The following is an 18,060-nucleotide window of genomic DNA, read 5'->3' on the forward strand; positions in this document are numbered from 1 at the left end:
CCCAAGTCTTCCTCCGCACCAAGGCCAAGCCCGATGGCGGTGCCATCACCACCGACTCCGCGCCCGTCGTCCAGGGGACAAAAGAACTCGCGGTCATCGGTTCACCCGAAGTCGCGTGGGCGCAGGTATGCATCCGCGCTTCACAAGCTCCCGACACCGTGCTGGAAGCCGTCAGTTTGCGCGAGGCAGGGGCAAAATGAAGTGAAGCTAACCCGCAACCGTTTCCATCATCCAACCAGTCTTCTCTCTCATGAAACTCCGTGCTGCCCTCCTACCTTTCATTCTTCAGCTCGCCAGCCTCTCAGCACCGCTCATCGCCGCAGACAGCCCACCACAAGGCTGGAACCCGGACACGACTTTCCCGCCGCTCTCGCCGGCGGACGCCATCAAGACCATCGAGGTGCCCAGGGGCTATCATCTCGAATGCGTGGCGAGCGAGCCAATGGTCGAGGAGCCGGTGTCCTTTGCCTTTGATCCGAATGGGGCGCTTTATGTCTGCGAATGGCGCAGTTACATGCAGGACGAGTTTGCCACGGATCAAATGAAGACCGTCAGCCGCGTGGTGAAGCTCGTGGACACGGATGGCGATGGCATCATGGACAAGCGCACCGTCTTCATTGATAACGCCCTGCTGCCTCGCACGGTGCTGCCGATGGGTGATCGCGTGATCGTGAGCTTCACCGGCGATGGCTCTTACTGGTCCTACTTTGACGACGACAAAGATGGTGTCTCCGACCGCAAGGAACTCATCTTCAAAACCGGGCCGGACAACGGCAACATCGAGCATCAGCGCACGGGCATTCTTTGGAATCTCGACAACGTCATCGCCACCAACGACCTGCGTTTTCGCCTGCGCGACGACGGCCAGTTGGAGCCGATCAACTATCCCGACGGCCGCTTCAGCCAATGGGGGCTCGCCCGCGATGACGATGGCATCCTCTACGGCACCCGCGCCGGTGGGGCGAATCCCGCGCAGGGCTTTCAGCTCCCCGCCGGCTATCCCGTGCTGCGAGTGAGGGAGCACGGTGTTGACTACGGCAGACCTTATTCCATCTGCAAAGTGTGGGACGACTCCTCCGGCGGTTACGACTTCGAGAAGCAGCACATCCTCACCAGCTTCTCCGCCTGCTGCGGCCAGACCATCCTGCGCAGTCCGCTCATGCCCGAGTTCCACGGCTACATGACCACTTGCGAGCCTGTGGGCCGCTTCATTCGCCTCAGCCGCTTCGAGCGGAAGAACGGCATCGCCGTCGCACACAACGCCTATCCACAGAGCGAGTTCATCCGCAGCACCGACGCCTATTTCCGTCCCGTGTGGACAGAAAGCGGCCCCGACGGCTGCCTCTACATCGCCGACATGTATCGCGGCATCATTCAGGAAAAAGAATGGTTCCCCACCGAGGTCAGTGCCGAGATGAAAGCCCGCTACGTCGAAGGTTATCGCAAGGACAAGCTCGTGGACTGGGTGGAGCGCTATCATCGCGTCAAAAAATGGGGCATGACCAAAGTGGTGCGCCATGGTCGCATTTACCGCCTCGTGCCCGATGGTAAAAAGCCAGGCCCGCAGCCGCGAATGCTGGATGAAACGCCGGAGCAACTCACTGCGCACCTCGCCCATCCGAACGGCTGGTGGCGCGACACCGCGCAGATGCTCCTCGTCAACAAACGCGACTCCAGCATCGCACCCACGCTCATCACCATCGCACGCCAGCACAGCGACACGAATGCCCGCATCCACGCGATGTGGACCCTTGATGGCCTCAAGTCGCTGCCGAAGGACGTGCTGCTCGCCAACCTCAAACACCCGCAACCACGCGTCCGCCGAGCCGCCGTGCAGATCAGCGAGAGCTTTTTCGCCAAACACGATGCCGACATCACCGCCGCGCTCGCCGCTTTGATCAGCGATCCCGATCCGCAAGTGCTCGCGCAGGTCTATCTGGCCCATCGCAGCATCAAGGCATCCATTCCCGCTGGTCTCAGTGCGCAAGCTAGCACACAGCCGCTTCTCGCGGCGATCATCGAGAAGGAAAAAACCACCGCTTCACTCGCCGAACTGGGCACTTCCGCCAAACAAGGCCAGCAAATCTATCAGACGCTCTGCACCGCCTGCCACGGTCCCGATGGCCTCGGCGTGAAGCAAGGGGACAAACTCCTCGCGCCCGCCATCGCGCAATCACCCTGGTTCAAAAACAACGGCGACATCCCCACCCTCGCCCGCATCCTCCTCCACGGCCAAACCGGCCCCATCGAAGGCATCAACTACGGCGAAGGCGTCATGCTCCCGTTGGCGCAAGTCTATAACGACGAGCAAATCGCCAGCGTGCTGAATTTCGTCGGCGAACGCTGGCACCAATGGAAAAAGCCTGTTGTTCCTGCCGCCATTAAAACCATCCGCAGCGAAACCGCCGACCGAAAAACGCCATGGACGGCCGAGGAACTGCGGGAGCGGGTGAAAAAGCAGTGACGCGCAACAGTCGGAAGCAGCCTTTGACGCCATGAACCGCCGCCATCTCCTCACCAGCGCCGCAGGCACTCTCGCCTCGGTGTGGCTTCCTGCTTCAGCAGCCGACGCGAAAAAGAAGACGGTCTGGGGCATGGCCGAGCTTTGGCAGTGGCTCTATGAGAAGCAGCAAACGAGCGGGCATGATTCTGCGGACTGCCTGCAAGCGCATCTCGATCACGGCATCCGTCATGTCATGTGGGCGCTAGGCCGCAGCACGCTGGATTACCAGAGTGCGTTGCCCACTTCGACGATGTATGTGGGCGATACACGACCGGAGACAAAGGTCATCGGCGATTCATTCCGTCACGAATGCTCTTTGCGTGCCGCTTTGTCCTTCGCCGAGAAAAACAACATGGTCATCTACGGCCGACTCGGCATGAACCGTCACTATGGCGACGCACTGGGCGGCGGTTTGCGCTCCAAATACATCGCCGGGCATCCCGAGTGGATGGAGCGGCATCGCGGTGGTCAGGTGGATGGCACCAAGGTCAGCTTTGCCATTCCCGAATATCGCGCCGAACGCATCGCCGTGCTGCTGGAGGTCGCGCAAATCGGTGCACATGGTCTTTGCCTCGACTTCTGCCGCCAGCCGCCTATCGCCCGCTATCATCCGAAAATCCTCGATCCGTGGCTGAAGGCTGGCCGTGATGATCCACGGCTGATGCGTGTCGGCTCACCCGAGTTCCTCGCGTGGGCGCAGCATCGCGCTGGCTTCGTGAACCTCTTCATGCGTGACCTCCGCGCCCAGCTCCGCGAGTTGGAGAAAACCACGAAGCGCAAAGTGCCGGTGATGGTCCGTATTCCCGAGGCCACGCTCGACCTGAACTTGATGGAAGGTTTGGACCTACGCACCTGGCACAAAGAGGGCTGGGTGGATGAGATCGCCCTCGACCCATTGTGGATTTGGGATTTCGACTACCCCGACACCACCCGGCCCTATGTCGAGCTGGCCCGCGCCCACGGTGCCAAGATTCATGGCGGAGCCAACACCGTCACCGGGAAAGGCGTCATCGCCAACGCACGCGGCTTTCTCGAAAGGATCGCCCGAAACTATGATGAAGGCGTGGATGGCATCGCCCTCTTCCAGACAGACGCGGCTTTTCTCGATCCTGCGCTCAAAGCCTTGCTCGGCCCCTTGTTTCCACAGCTCGCCGATGCCGCCGCCGTCTCCGAACAGCTCGCCACGGCACGAAAAAAACAGCCGAAGATGAGCGAAGGCGAACGCCACTTCGGCCTCGACAATCACAGCCTGCTTCCACAACTCGGCAGAGCGCCCCGCCTCAGTCTCGATACCCTTTAAATCCACCATGCGCATTCTCCTGTTCCTTCTCACCTGCGTGAGCCTGCTCTCAGCAGCTCCGCTCAAAACCGCGCAACTCCTTGCCGCTGGCAAAAAAACCATCCGCATCGTCTGCATCGGCGACAGCATCACCGGCGTCTATTACCACAGCGGCGGACTGCGCGCGTATCCCGAGATGCTGCAAATCGCTCTGCAAAAAATCCATCCGCAGGCCCAGGTCACCGTGCGCAATGCCGGCATCAGCGGCGACACCACCACCGGCGCTCTCAAGCGCCTGGAGCGCGACGTCCTCGCTCACAAGCCGCATCTCGTCACCATCATGTTCGGCATGAACGACCTCGTGCGCACACCCATTGCCGATTTCCAAAACAACCTCCGCGAAATCATCCGCCGCTGCCGTGCCATCGACGCCGAGGTCATCCTCTGCACGCAAAACTCCATCGTCGAGTCCCCCCAGCGCCCCGGAGCCAAACTCGCCGAATTCACGCAGGCCATCCGCGACATCGCCAAAGCCGAATCACTCCCCGTCGCCGATTGCTTCGCCGCTTTTGAGGCCGTGCATAGCAAAGACGCCCTCGAATGGAATCTGCTCCTCAGCGATCCCATCCACCCCAACATGGCTGGTCACAAACTCTTCGCCGAAACCATCGCGCAGACCATCACCGGCCAGAAAACATCGCTCGCAGACATCGGCCCGCCTTTGCCCGCCCTGCGTCATACGCTCGCTCTTCTCAAAGCCGGCAAGCCCGTCAAAGTGCTCGCCATGCCGCCCTATGACACGCTCATCGCTCCCGCGATTCAGCAGCTCTATCCCAAAGCCGTCGTCAACGTCACCCAATGGCCCACGGAAGGCCAGACACTTGCCCAACTCGAAGAATACGCCAAAAAAGTCCGCACGATGGCGCAGGATCTCGTGCTCATCGCCGTGCCGGGTTCACTTCCTGTGCAAAAGCCCGAAGCCTTCCACAAAAGCTACTCATGGATCATGAACTGGTCCCTCAGCTTCGGCCCGCAGCAGTGGGACGTCATCGTCGCACTACCCTCCGCTGCCAAAACTAAGCTCTCCACCGAAGAACAACAGCACGAAGCTCTCGCCCGTCGTTTGATCGATGCTCAAGACCTCCATATGCTCGCTGGCGATGCCTCCGCATTAACCACACTGCTCACTCAACACATCAATCCCAAAACTGATTCCTTATGAGAAAATCCAAAGTTCTCGCCAAGCTCCGCGCTGGCAAAGTCGCCCGCATCTGCTGCTGTGGTTCACCCATCGCCTTCTTCCCGGCCATGGCCGCCCATTTTCACTACGACGGCATTTGGCTCGACGGCGAGCACCGCGCGTGGGAAGACCGTGAAATCGAAACCATGCTCGGTCGTCATCACGCTGCCGACATCGACTGCATGTGGCGTCCGCCCACCAAAGAAAAAAACGGCCTCTACCGCCTTCTCGAAGACGGCGCGGCCGGTTTGATGATTCCGCATGTCGGCAGCGCCGATGAAGCCCGCGCTCTCGTCAGTGCGATCAAATTCCCGCCACTCGGCGACCGCGGCTTCTGCGGTGGTGGACGCGATGCCGACTACTGGATCGGCAAACCCGCTGATTACACGGACCAAGCCAATCGCGAGACCTTCCTCACCGTCCAAATCGAAACACCCGCCGCACTCGCCAACGTCGATGCAATCGCCTCCGTTCCCGGCGTGGACATCCTCTTCATCGGCCCCGGAGACATGTCCCTGCGCCTCGGCTGCACCCCCGGCGTCAATGATCCCGGCATGATGGACGTGCAGAAGCAAATCGCCGCCGCCTGCAAAAAGTACGGCAAAGCCTGGGGCCGCCCCGTCGGCTCTGCCGCCGATGCGAAGACCCTCATCGACCTCGGTGCCCAATTCATTGTCCACGGCAGCGAATTCGGCGCCGTCCACGCCCACTTCACCGCCTGCGCCGCTGACTTCGACTCCATTCTCGGCGAAGTCGCCGGTGTGCCTGTGATTCCTGAAGGCAAAACGTACTGAAGCGCTCATGAAATCCCTGCTTCCCATTCTCTTCGCCCTCGGCTCTACGCTCTTTGCCGCCGCTCAGCCCGCAGCCTGGATGGAGCCCTTCCCGCCGCATAGGATTGCCGGGAATCTCTACTACGTCGGCTCCAAAGACCTCGCGTCCTATCTCATCGCCACGCCGGAGGGACATATCCTCATCAACAGCAGCTTCGAGGAGTCCGTGCCGCTCATTCGCACCAGCATCGAAAAGCTCGGCTTCAAATTCACCGACGTGAAGATCCTGCTCATCAGCCACGCACACTCGGATCATTGCGCAGGCAGCGCGGAGATCATCAAACAGACGAAAGCGCAATACTTCGTCATGGAGGAAGATGCCGATGCGGTGGAAAGCGGCGGTGCGAAGAAGTCACGGCTCAAGGCCGACTACACGCAGTTCACACCCGCCAAAGTGGACCGCCGACTCAAAGACGGCGACGAAGTGAAGCTCGGCGGCAGCACGCTCATCGCAAATCTCACGCCCGGCCACACTCGCGGCTGCACAACGTGGACGATGAAGGTCGATGGCCTCAACGCCGTGATCATAGGCAGCCCGAATGTAAACCCCGGCTACATCCTCGTCGGCAACAAAGACTACCCCGGTATCGCTACCGACTACGAGCGCACCTTCCGCTTCCTCAAAGCGCAGCCCGTCGATCTCTTCCTCGGAGCCCACGGCGGCTACTACGACATGAATGCCAAGCACACGCGATTCCTCGTCGCTGGAGGAACCAATCACTTCATCGACCCCGAAGGCTACCACCGCTACGTCGAGGATCGCGAGAAAGCCTTCCTCACTGAATTCGCGAAGCAGCAGGCCAAATGACCACCGCAGATATTCTCCCCCGCCTTCAAAGCGCCGGATTGATCGCTGGTGAGGTGCGCGTGGCACCGCTCACGGGCGGTGTGTCGAGCGACATCGTGCTCATCGAGTCCGAGAGCGCCCCGATCGTTGTCAAAACGGCCTTGGAGAAGCTTCGCGTCAAAGACGACTGGTTCGCCGATGTCTCGCGCAATCGCGTGGAGCAGGACTTCTTCGACTACGCCGCACCCATCATACCAGCGCATGTGCCGCGCATCCTTGGCCGCGGCGACGGTTGGTTCGCCATGGAATACCTCGGTGAGATACCAAACTGGAAAGCCAAGCTCATCACTGGCGAAGCCGATGAAAGCACCGCGAGGCTCGCTGGCCACGTTTTGGGCCGCCTGCACGCCGCCTCGTGGCTGGATGATGCCGCCCGCGCACGATTCAACACACTGCCGAACTTCCACGCGCTGCGCATCGAGCCTTACCTGCTCAAAACAGCCGAGCGTGTCCCCGAAGTCGCGTCCATTCTCCGAGCTGAAGCCACACGACTCGCCGAAACACAACTCGCCCTCGTCCACGGCGACTACAGCCCGAAAAACCTCCTCGTCAGCCCGCAGCGACTCATCGTGCTCGATGCCGAATGCGCCTGGTTCGGCGATCCCGCCTTCGACACGGCTTTCATGCTCACGCATCTGCATCTGAAGGCCCTGCTGCATCCGCACGCCAGCGCACTCGTGCCCGCGTTTTGGTCCGCCTACTCCCACGCCTGCGGCCACGACCACAAAGAGCGCACCGTGAAGCTCCTCCTCTGCCTCCTGCTCGCCCGCGTGCATGGGAACTCGCCCGTCGAATACCTCAGCGAAGTTCAGAAAGCCCAAGTCACCCGCTTCGTTCTCGCACACCTGCCCCATCCGCCTTCGCTTGCAGCATTGACTGCCTCCTGGACATGAAAATCACCTCGCTCGACGCCCTTCAAATCTACGACAGCCGTGGCAATCCCACCGTCGAGGTCATCGCGACGCTCGAAGACGGCTCCACGGGTCACGGTCTCGTGCCTTCCGGTGCGTCCACAGGCCATCATGAGGCCTTGGAGCTTCGCGATGGCGACCAGAGCCGTTTTCGCGGCAAATCGGTCTTCAAAGCCGTTTCGCATGTAAAAGGCGAAATCGCCCGCGAAGTCGTCGGACGCGATGTTTTCGATCAAAGTGGCCTCGATGCCGCCTTGATCGCTCTCGACGGCACACCCGGCAAATCGCGTCTCGGTGCCAATGCCATCCTCGGCACTTCCATGGCCGTCGCACAGGCGGCGGCGAATGCGAAACGCATTCCGCTCTTTGAATCCCTCGGCGGGGGCGAGGGAACACTCCTGCCGCTTCCTGAGATCCAAATCTTCGGCGGCGGCAAACACGCGCAGGGCCGCATCGACATCCAGGACTTCATGATCATGGCCCTCACGGCCAAATCGTATGATGAAACGCTCGAAGTCACCTCGAACGTCTTTCACGCCGCCGCCGACATCATGCGTCAGCGCGGCACGCTCGCGGGTGTAGCCGACGAAGGCGGTTACTGGCCCATGTTTGATCGCAACGAGGATGTCTTCGATGCATTGCTCGCCGCCATCGAACTCGCGGGTTACACGCCGGGGCGCGAAGTTGGCATCTCGCTCGACATCGCCGCCACCGATCTCTTCCACGACGGCCATTACACGCTCGGCCTCGAAAAGCGCCGCTTCACCACCGAGGAGTTCGCCGCGCTCATGATCGAATGGGTGGACAAGTATCCCATCGTCTCCATTGAGGATCCCATGGCCGAGGACGATTGGGAAGGCTGGAAGATCGTTCGCAACGCCATCGGTCATCGCTGCCAGCTCATCGGCGACGATCACTTCACCACGAACATCACCCGCATCGAGCGCGGTATCGCTGCAAACACCGCCAACGCCGTGCTCATCAAGCTCAACCAGATCGGCACCGTCACCGAAACCCTTGCCGCCATCCGCCGCACCCAGGCCGCTGGCTGGCTGCCCGTCGTCTCCGCCCGCTCTGGCGAGACGGAAGACGCCTTCATCGCTCACCTCGCCGTCGCCACCAACGCCGGCCAGCTCAAAGTCGGCTCTTTCAGCCGCAGCGAGCGCATGGCGAAGTGGAACGAGGTTCTGCGCATCCAACGACAGCTTGGCAGCCGCGCCCGCTTCATCGGCGCGAGCATCTTTTCTAGCGCAGGCATCCAGCTCACATGAAAGCGCGCCCCCAGATCGGCCTCGGCTGCGTCACCTTCGGACGTGAGATCGACGAAGCGGCATCCTTCGCGCTGCTCGATCACGCTTGGGAGCGCGGCGTGCGGCATTTCGACACCGCAGCGGCTTATGGCGGTGGCGCATCGGAGACGATCCTCGGCAAGTGGTTGGCTTCGCGAAAACCCGAAGGCATCACCGTCGCCACGAAGATTTTCGCGCAGTGCGAGCACATCGACATCGCCCCCAGCCTGAAACGGCTCGGTGTGGAGCAACTTGATCTGCTCTATCTTCATCAATGGCATGAAACCGCGATTCAAGCCGGTCCCGCACTCGATGAACTCGTCCGAACCGGCTTGGTAAGGCAGCTCGGTGCCAGCAACTTCACCTTGGAGCAACTCCAGGCCACCGGGTCGCGCTTCAGCGTGGTGCAAAACAACCACAATCTCGCCGTGAGTGAGGTGAGTGACGAGTTCCGTGACTACTGCACTGCGAATGGCATCGCCATTTTCACCTACAGCCCGCTTGGAGCCGGATTCCTCACCGGAAAGCATCGGAACGGAGTGCAGGCCGGCTCACGCTTTGAAATCATCCCAGGGCATCAAAATGTGTATTTCCACGACTCGGCGTTTCAGCGACTAGCCAAGCTCGAAGCCGTGGCCACACGCACGGGCCATCCACAGGCTCACCTCGCTCTTGCGTGGGCCTTGCACCAGCCGGGCATCGACACCGTGCTTATCGGCGGACGCTCGCCCGAGCATCTCGATCAGGCCTTTGCCGCGATGGCTTTCAATGATCCCGCCCTCTTTGCCGAACTCACTTCATGAATACGATCAACAACACCGAACTCCTGGCCGAATATGAAAACGACGGCGTCGTGCGCGTCCCTCAGTTCCTTAGCGCCGATGAAGTCGCCGCTGTGCGTGCCGAACTCGACCGCTACATCCGCGATGACCTCGCCGTGCAGCCTGTGGATGCCCGCACCTTCGAAAAGGATGAGAAGACTGTGCGCAATCTCTGGCGCTTGGAGAAATACAACACCTTCTTCCGCCAGCTTGGTGAGCGAACTGACATCCTCGCCTTCATTGCCCCGTTCGTGCATGGCGAGCCTTTGCTCGTGGGAGTCGAGACCTTCAACAAACCCGCGCGCATCGGCTCAGGTGTGCCATACCATCAAGACAACGCCTACTTCTGCCAGACCCCGCCGGACATGCTCACCGTCTGGATCGCCATTGATGCTGTCACCGAGGCAAACGGTCCCGTTTTCTTCGTCAAAGGCTCGCACAAAGAGGGTATGCAACCCACCAAACCCAGCGGCGTGCGCGGCAACAGCATCGGCATGGTGGACCCATCCACCGTGCCGCTCAGCGAGCAATTCTGCGGCCTCCTCGCTCCCGGCGATGCCACCATCCATCAGTGCGAAACGATCCATCACTCCGCACCCAACACGACTGACTTCTCCCGTCTTGGCCTGTTGCTCGTTTATCGCGGCAGCCACACGCAGACTGATCCAAAGCTCAAAGAAGCCTACGCAGCGGCTGTCGCCGCCACACCGCCCGCATGAGCCCTCATCGCGATCCTTTTGATGAAGTCCACAACTTCATCGGCGCACTCTTCACCACAGAAGGCAAGGGTGCCTGGACCTTCGTTGCATTGCCCAAACGCATCTCGCCTCCCGTCACCAGTTCCTGGGGCATGACGCCGGTCATCGCCACCGTCGATGGTAAAACATGGAAGACGACGATCTGGAAGGTCTCGAAAAGGAAAAAGACCTTCCTTCCGGTGCCGAAGAAGATTCGCGGCAGCAAAGGCGATGGCGACAAGGTCGCCGTGGAACTGCGTATGGATCGAGAACGCATCCTAGGCCCCATCCACCCGCTCGAATGAAACCTCATCTCTGCTTTCTCCTCATCGCTGCGGCGCGAATTCATGCCGCAGACATCCACGTCGGCAAGGACGCTCCCACCATCCATGCTGCCATCAAGGCTGCGCAGCCTGGCGACACGATCCATCTCGAACCGAAGGTCTATCGTGACTATGCCGGCTTCTACGACAAGAAATGCGAGCCCGGGAAACCCGTATCGCTCGACGGTCACGGTGCGACACTTGAAGGTTCCGACCCGCTTGATCATGCGAAGTGGAAGGAAGTTTCTCCCGATCTCTTTGCGGCAGACAATCTGCTGCCGGGCATAAGCGACGCCCTCATTGGTCGCTGGTTCTTTCTCTTCGATGGCAAGATGCAGCTCATGGGCCGCACGTCCAAAGGCCGTAGCGCTCGGCTAAAAAAGCCTGAAGACCTTCAGCCCGGCGAATGGACCTTCGTCAAAGACCCCTCACGCGAGAAACCGCCATCAAAGCAGATCTACGGTGCCTTCTTCATCAAACTCTCTCCCGGTCAGAAGCTCGCCGAGGCGAACATCTTCGCGCCAGTGCGCAGTGCGGGCGTGCAGTTCAGTGGCGACAATGCGCACATCGTGATCAAGAACCTCACCGCCACGCATCCCTACAACGACGGCTTCAACATTCACGGCGACTGCCGCGACTGCGTGTTTGAAAACATCCGCGCCATTGAATGCGGCGACGATGGCATCAGCGCTCATGAATCGGCGCAGTATCGCGTGGATGGCTTTGTCAGCATCGGCAACAGCACCGGCATCTGTGACACAGGCACGGCACAAACAAGCTACCGGAACATATTCATTGCCCGCAACGTTGGCTTCGATCTCTACTTCCTTGATGAAGGCCGCTACTCGATCACAAACGCCCTAGTCCTTTCCTCCGCGCAGAACCCACTCACCATCACCGGACGCGCAATCGGCGACTGTCGCATGAGCATGGACAACGTTCATCTTCGCCGCCTCGGGGAGCCGCGAGTCGGCAGCGTCGCGTTGCGGGCCGTGCTTGATGCGAAGAACTGCACTTTTGATAATCTCGACTTCAAAGTCACAGACTCGGCCACCTGGAATAACTGCCTCATCAACAGCAAAGCCATGCCCGAAGGCAGCGCGGCAACCGGTGCTGACGTGCAAGCATTGCTCAAACTCATGCCGCCAGATTACAAACCATGAAACATCTCGTGTTCGCCTTTATAGCCCTCCTTTCACCGCTGCTGGCGCAGGAAAAGTATCCGCCGATGCACCGCCTGACGTGGGAGGAGTATGCAGGCACGCTGGCGCATTGGCGGAAGGTTTATCCGAAGGTCGCTGTGCTCGAATCGCGTGGCATGAGCGGGCAGAACATGCCGGTGTATTTGCTGAAGATCACTGATCCAACGGTGAAGAGCACGGACAAGCAGGTCTGTCTCGTTACCACACTGCACAGCGGCCCGGAGCGCACGGGCACGACTGGCGCGATGGCGTTTGCGGAGTGGTGCCTTAGCGATGATCCGCTGGCGGTGGAGACGCGGAAGCGGCAGATCGTGCTCGTCATGCCATGCGTAAATCCACTGGCGATGTTTTACACGGATCGCTTTCGCAATGAGCACGGCGTCGATCCTTACACGGGCTCAGCTCGCATCGGGAAGCTGTGGGATGTGAAGTCGCTCACGCTGACGAAGCCGGAGGACGCGCCCGAACTCGCGGCGGTGCTGTCGGTGATCGACGAATACCAGCCGGAGGTGCATACGGACCTGCACGGCACCGGTTTGCAGGAGTATGCGCCGGACCAGCTCGGCTCGCGGCGCATGTATCATGGCCAAATCATGACGGAGGTGACGGGAGGGGCGTATTCGAACTACGCGTTGCGGCCGTGGGACTGGCGCGTGACCGAGGCGATGATTTCTGCGGGTAAAGAAGCCGGCTTTCCATCGGATCGCTTCGAGGCAGATGCTCAGCGTACGTTTTGGGGGCCGGAGCTCGCACCGCTGGGCCGCAAGCTATGGCACGGCATGCCGATGTTTTATTCCGCGCACTACGGCTACGCGAAATATCACACGATGGTCATCACGCAGGAGGTGGCGTGGGAGCAGAGCCTCGTGGCGCGGATGAAGGGCCTCATGAAGATCGGCAACGAGATCTGGCTGGATGAAAAAACACCCGGTTATCCCGTGAACCGCATGAGGCACTTCGTCGGGCATTATGTGACCGCGTATGGCCGGAATGCGACGGAACGTCGCGCGAGCCGCGTGGAGCTGTGGAATCAGCAGAGCGACTTTGCGCTCGGTTTCCTCTACCCGCAGACCGTGGGCCGCGAGAGCCTCGTGGTGGCCACGACGGCTGCGGCGAAGAAAAAGATCGTCGAGAAGGAGTTTCCCGAAGCGGTGAAAAAGTTCATCGAAGCCGGTCCTGAACTCAAAGTGGCGATGGAGTCACCCAACGAGCAACTGCTCGCCGCGACGACGGACGCGAAGATCACGCGAGGCATCGGCTTTCGCATGCGATTGCCCTATCGAGCACCCACCAAGCTTGATGTGCAGCTTAATGGCCACACTTTGAAATCCAATGCCGCCGATGGCTATGAGAGCTGGTTCGCCGATGGCTTCACGCAGGTGCAGGTGAACGTGCCACCGCAGAAACTCGCGGACGGCGGACTCTACTTCATCACTTGCGCCTACGAGCCGGATGAACAACGTCCGAACGGCTGGATGCCACCTGCCGAGGTGCGCAAGCTTTACGCCACTGACAAGGCCGATGCCACGCCCGCGACTTTCGTCGATGTGGCATATGGTCCACACTTCCGCCAGACGATGGATGTGTGGCTGGCGAAGTCGGAGAAGCCCTCGCCGGTGGTGTTTTACATCCACGGCGGCGGCTGGGGCGCGCAGGACAAGACTGACATTCATCAGCACCTCGACGTGCGCGCGTTTCTCGATGCCGGCATCTCCGTGGCGTCGATCAACTACCGCTTCCTCGTCGATGCGAACGCCGCAAAGGTCACACCACCGCTGCAATGGCCGCTGATGGATGCTGCGCGGGCGTTGCAGCATCTGCGCTCGAAATCGGCCGAGTGGAACCTCGACAAAACACGCATCGCCGCGAGCGGCGTGAGTGCCGGCGGCTGCTCCAGTCTCTGGCTGGCGATGCACGATGATTTGGCGGATGCGAAGAGTGCGGATCCCATCGCCCGCGAGTCCACACGGGTGCTTTTCACCGTCACGAAGGCTCCGCAGCCCTCGCTCGATCCGAAACAGCTCGTCGAATGGATCCCCAACAGCGAATACGGCGGCCACGCCTTCGGCTACATCGGTAAAACGCGAAAAGAGACCTTCGCGCCCTTCCTCGCCAATCGCGACAAGCACCTCGAAGACCTCCGCCGCTACTCGCCGATGTCCCACGCGAGCGCGGATGATCCTTTCGCGGTCATCTTGACGACCAAGGAGGACAAACCACCCGTCAAAGGCGAGCCGCAGAAAGATCCGACGCACAGCGCGGTGCTCGGTTTGATGCTCCAAGACACGCTGCAGCCTCTCGGCGTGAACTGCGAGGTGCATCATCCGATGGACGGCCAACCAGCGACCACTCTTCAAGAACTTTTGATTCAACACCTGAAACCCAGCCAACCATGACACGACGCATCCTCTTCACCGCCCTGCTGTTTTCCAGCACCTTTGCCGGCGCCGCTGATCCCATCCAAATCGGCAGTCGTCGTGAGCTGTTTGTGGATCGTTTCCTGATCGACAAGCTCAACGGGACGAGCCTGCGACTGCACACACCACGCGATGAAGGCATCGCCCTCAAGTTCGACAAGCCTTGGGAAGGTCTCTTTAGCGGCTATGCCACCATCGTGACGCTCGAGGATGGGCGACTGCGCGCCTACTACCGAGGCAAGGCCGTGGCGAACAAGGATGGCAGCGAGGAGGAACTCACCTGCTGCGCCGAGTCCACCGATGGGCGCACTTGGTCCAAGCCAGAGCTGGGCCTCTTTGAAGTCATGGGCTCAAAGCAAAACAATGTGGTGCTCATGAAGGTCAACACGGCGACACACAACTTCAGCCCGTTCCGCGATGAACGTCCCGGTGTGCCTGCGGGTGAACGTTTCAAAGCCTTCGGCGGCACCATGGAAGGCGGTGGCCTGACGGCGTGGAAATCACCCGACGGCTATCGCTGGCAGAAGATGACTGCTGATCCGGTCATCAGCAAAGCGATGGTGCCCTACAAATACATGTTCGACTCGCAGAACGTGCCCTTCTGGTCGGCGGCAGAGGGCAAATATGTGGCCTACTACCGTGTGTTTGAGAAAGGCATCCGTCGCATCGTGCGCAGCGAGAGCACGGACTTTCTGAAGTGGTCGGCACCCGTGCTGTTGGAGTATCGCAATCCTGAGATGGAAGCGCCCATCGAGCACCTCTACACCAACCAGACGCATCCTTACTTCCGCGCCCCGCATCTCTACGTGGCAATCGCCGCGCGCTTCATGCCCGGACGTCGCGTGCTCAGCGATGAGCAGGCCAAGGCCATCCAGGTAAATCCAGGTTACTTCAAAGACACCTCCGACGCCATCTTCATGACCACGCGCCCGGTCGAAGGCGCTGAGCATGTCGGTTTTTATGACCGCACCTTCCTCGAAGGTTTTATCCGCGGCGGCATCGGCGCGCAGAACTGGGTGTCACGCACGAACTACCCTGCGCTCAATGTGGTGTCCACAGGGCCGAATGAGATGTCTGTGTTTGTGAATCAAGACTACGCTCAACCGACTGCGCACATGCGCCGTTACTCGCTGCGCACAGACGGCTTTGCCTCGTTGCATTGCAGTTACGCCGGTGGTCATGCCATCACGAAGCCGCTGGTGTTCGCTGGTCGTGAGCTGTCGCTGAACTTCTCCACCTCCGCCGCCGGTGGCGTGAAAGTCGGGTTTGAGGATGCCGCTGGCAAAGCCATCTCCGGCTTCTCGGTCGAGGATTGTGTCACTCAGATCGGCAATGAACTGGATCGCAAAGTCACCTGGAAGTCCGGCACCGATGTCAGTTCGCTCGCTGGCAAGCCCGTGCGTTTGCGCTTTTCCATGAAGGACGCGGACATCTTCTCGTTCCTGTTCATCAAATAAACCTGTGCGCACCTCAATACCATGAGTCTCCGATACAACCTCAGACCATCCATCGCTGCTGCCACGGGCTTGTTGCTTTTGACCGCCAGCCAGATGTCCGCCGCAGACACGCCGCTCGACATCGGCTCGCGCCGTGAACTGTTTGTGGATGACGCGCTGGTGGAGGAACTCACTGGCAAGGCCGAGCTGCGACTGCATCAACCCGTTCCTCAGGAGATCGCCATCACGCATGACTCCCCATGGGAGGGAAGTGCCTCGGGGTATCACAGCATCTTCAAGGACGGGGATCGCTACCGCATGTACTACCGCGGCTGGAACCTCACCGTGGAGGGTGGCAAACTCAAAAGCGACGGGCACCCGATGTTCTACTGCTATGCCGAGAGCAAAGATGGCATTCACTGGATCAAGCCGGATCTGGGGCTCCATGAGTTCAGGGGTTCCAAGGCCAACAACATTGTGATGGTTGGCGGACCTGCCGGAAGCATGACCCTCGATATGGAGAATGCGGCGTTCTTCAGGGACGACAACCTGCAGGCTGCGCCCGATGCCCGCTACAAGGCGCTGGCGCACTCCAGAAAACCGAACGGGCTCGCCGCGTTTAAGTCCGCCGACGGTCTGCATTGGTCCTTGATGAGCGATGCGCCGGTCATCACGGCGGGTGCCTTTGATTCGCAGAACATCGCCTTCTGGGATTCCGTGCGCGGAGAGTATCGCGCTTACTGGCGCTACTTCACCGGCGGTGAGACCACGGAGAAGAACTGGAAACCAAGTGGTCATCGTGACATTCGCATGGCGACGTCGAAGGACTTCATTCATTGGGAAAACCAGCAGAACCTGAGCTACGCGGATTCACCCGCCGAGGAACTCTACACTAATGCAGTAACGCCTTACCATCGCGCCCCTCATCTGCTGATCGGCTTCCCCACACGCTACATCGAACGCGGCTGGTCGGGCTCCATGCGGGAGCTGCCGGAGCGCGGGCATCGCGAACTGCGCTCGAAGTTCGCCGATCGTTACGGCACAGCCCTCACCGAGGGCTTGTTCATGGCGAGCCGCGACGGGGTGCGGTTCAAGCGCTGGAATGAAGCATTTCTGCGGCCCGGCATCGAGCGGCCTGGCACCTGGTTCTATGGCAGCCATTACCTGGGCTGGCAGATCGTGGAAACAAAGTCGCAGATGGAGGGAGCGCCCGATGAGCTGTCCTTCTATGCCACTGAGAGCTACTGGACCGGGGCGAGCAAGAGCGGCGCGCTGCGTCGTCACACGCTGCGGTTGGACGGCTTCGTCTCTGTGCAGGCCCCGATGAGCGGCGGGGAGTTGATCACCAAGCCGCTGACCTTCAAGGGAGCCAGGCTCACGCTGAACTTTGCGACCTCCGCCGTTGGCGGTGTGCGGGTGGAAATCCAGGATGTGAATGGCAAGGCGCTGCCGGGATTTGCCCTCAATGAATGCGACCCGCTGTTCGGCGACACTTTAGAGCGGTCTGTGACGTGGAAGAACGGTGCCGATGTCACTGCGCTCGCCGAAAGGCCTGTGCGTCTTCGTTTCGCGCTCCAGGACGCAGATGTCTATTCGTTCCAGTTCACCAAGTGAACCATCCATGAAGATCTCCTGCTCTCACTTCGCCATCATCGGTGCATCATTGTTGCTCCTCGCAAACGCTGCTGAGGTGAAGCCGAAAGAGTCCATCTCTGGGATCTGGCTGATGGGACAGTCGCTATGTGATGGCTCAGAGTCGCTGCCAGTGGTCTCGACTGAAGACAGCGGCTGGGGCAATGTGATGTTTCAGCGTGGCGTGCGGACGTGGTTGCCGAAGGACAACTCGGCGACGCCGGAGAAGCGGCCTGAAGCGTTGTTTCAACTCGTGCCGTTGCGGGCGACGGTGAATGGTGGGCTCGGTGAGACGGTGGCAAATGGGATGGCGGATCATTTCAAAGCAGCGCTTGTTGGTTTCGACAAGGCTGGGGAGACGAAGAACGGGCAGCGGTTTCTCGTGGCGTGTGCCGGACAGGGCGGGCGACAAATTCAGGAACTGTCGAGCGCGAATTTGTCGGTGGATGAGCGCACACCGGAGTCGCGGAGGCATGGCGGCGGGTATTACAAGACGAGTTTGGATGATGCACGGCGTGCGGTGGAGCAGGCGAAAGCAGCGGGCGCGAAGTTTGAAATGAAGGCGCTCTACTGGATGCAAGGCGAGGGCA

At 60.3% G+C, this 18,060-nt stretch carries 15 protein-coding genes and 1 pseudogene; all 16 read left to right on the top strand.

The features are described 5' to 3' along the window. Positions 1 to 200 (top strand): hypothetical protein (locus ACILSI_RS24665; protein WP_395724589.1); only part of this gene is annotated, 200 nt, incomplete at its 5' end. 50 nt (positions 201 to 250) lie between these two features. Next, complete coding sequence (locus ACILSI_RS24670) at positions 251 to 2,464, top strand: c-type cytochrome (protein ID WP_395724590.1); 2,214 nt, start codon at positions 251 to 253, stop codon at positions 2,462 to 2,464. A gap of 31 nt (positions 2,465 to 2,495) precedes the next feature. Further along, positions 2,496 to 3,803 (top strand): hypothetical protein, encoded by a 1,308-nt coding sequence (locus tag ACILSI_RS24675; RefSeq protein ID WP_395724591.1) that lies wholly within the window; start codon positions 2,496 to 2,498, stop codon positions 3,801 to 3,803. Positions 3,804 to 3,810: 7 nt separating this feature from the next. Further along, positions 3,811 to 5,004 carry an SGNH/GDSL hydrolase family protein gene (locus tag ACILSI_RS24680; RefSeq protein ID WP_395724592.1) on the top strand — a complete coding sequence of 398 codons (1,194 nt, stop codon included), beginning with the start codon at positions 3,811 to 3,813 and terminating at the stop codon, positions 5,002 to 5,004. Further along, positions 5,001 to 5,816: an HpcH/HpaI aldolase/citrate lyase family protein gene (locus ACILSI_RS24685; RefSeq protein WP_395724593.1), complete on the top strand. Its 816-nt coding sequence runs from the start codon at positions 5,001 to 5,003 to the stop codon at positions 5,814 to 5,816. The genes ACILSI_RS24680 and ACILSI_RS24685 overlap by 4 nt, the downstream gene beginning before the upstream one ends. Before the next feature lie 7 nt (positions 5,817 to 5,823). Beyond that, positions 5,824 to 6,663 (top strand): subclass B3 metallo-beta-lactamase, encoded by an 840-nt coding sequence (bla, locus tag ACILSI_RS24690; RefSeq protein WP_395724594.1) that lies wholly within the window; start codon positions 5,824 to 5,826, stop codon positions 6,661 to 6,663. Further along, positions 6,660 to 7,595: a phosphotransferase family protein gene (locus ACILSI_RS24695; protein WP_395724595.1), complete on the top strand. Its 936-nt coding sequence runs from the start codon at positions 6,660 to 6,662 to the stop codon at positions 7,593 to 7,595. Before bla ends, ACILSI_RS24695 begins: the two co-directional genes overlap by 4 nt. Then, entirely contained in the window at positions 7,592 to 8,884 is a 1,293-nt protein-coding gene (gene eno, locus ACILSI_RS24700) for a phosphopyruvate hydratase (RefSeq protein ID WP_395724596.1), read from the top strand. Before ACILSI_RS24695 ends, eno begins: the two co-directional genes overlap by 4 nt. Beyond that, a complete protein-coding gene (locus tag ACILSI_RS24705; protein WP_395724597.1) occupies positions 8,881 to 9,705 on the top strand; it encodes an aldo/keto reductase in 825 nt (274 codons plus the stop codon). Before eno ends, ACILSI_RS24705 begins: the two co-directional genes overlap by 4 nt. Then, complete coding sequence (locus tag ACILSI_RS24710) at positions 9,702 to 10,442, top strand: phytanoyl-CoA dioxygenase family protein (protein ID WP_395724598.1); 741 nt, start codon at positions 9,702 to 9,704, stop codon at positions 10,440 to 10,442. Before ACILSI_RS24705 ends, ACILSI_RS24710 begins: the two co-directional genes overlap by 4 nt. Beyond that, the gene (locus tag ACILSI_RS24715) at positions 10,439 to 10,765 is read left to right on the top strand and encodes a DUF1905 domain-containing protein (RefSeq protein ID WP_395724599.1); all 327 of its coding nucleotides are present in this window, start codon (positions 10,439 to 10,441) and stop codon (positions 10,763 to 10,765) included. Before ACILSI_RS24710 ends, ACILSI_RS24715 begins: the two co-directional genes overlap by 4 nt. Continuing rightward, on the top strand, positions 10,762 to 11,946 hold the full coding sequence (locus tag ACILSI_RS24720) for a hypothetical protein (RefSeq protein WP_395724600.1): 1,185 nt from the start codon (positions 10,762 to 10,764) through the stop codon (positions 11,944 to 11,946). The genes ACILSI_RS24715 and ACILSI_RS24720 overlap by 4 nt, the downstream gene beginning before the upstream one ends. Beyond that, the gene (locus ACILSI_RS24725) at positions 11,943 to 14,381 is read left to right on the top strand and encodes an alpha/beta hydrolase fold domain-containing protein (protein ID WP_395724601.1); all 2,439 of its coding nucleotides are present in this window, start codon (positions 11,943 to 11,945) and stop codon (positions 14,379 to 14,381) included. The genes ACILSI_RS24720 and ACILSI_RS24725 overlap by 4 nt, the downstream gene beginning before the upstream one ends. After that, positions 14,378 to 15,859, top strand: a complete 1,482-nt coding sequence (locus tag ACILSI_RS24730; RefSeq protein ID WP_395724602.1) for a hypothetical protein — start codon at positions 14,378 to 14,380, stop codon at positions 15,857 to 15,859. The genes ACILSI_RS24725 and ACILSI_RS24730 overlap by 4 nt, the downstream gene beginning before the upstream one ends. 21 nt (positions 15,860 to 15,880) lie before the next feature. Then, entirely contained in the window at positions 15,881 to 17,452 is a 1,572-nt protein-coding gene (locus tag ACILSI_RS24735) for a hypothetical protein (RefSeq protein ID WP_395724603.1), read from the top strand. A gap of 7 nt (positions 17,453 to 17,459) precedes the next feature. After that, positions 17,460 to 18,060: pseudogene (locus tag ACILSI_RS24740) on the top strand (hypothetical protein); the annotation flags it as partial.

The organism is Prosthecobacter sp. (assembly GCF_044232965.1).
In the GTDB taxonomy this organism is placed as follows: domain Bacteria; phylum Verrucomicrobiota; class Verrucomicrobiia; order Verrucomicrobiales; family Verrucomicrobiaceae; genus Prosthecobacter.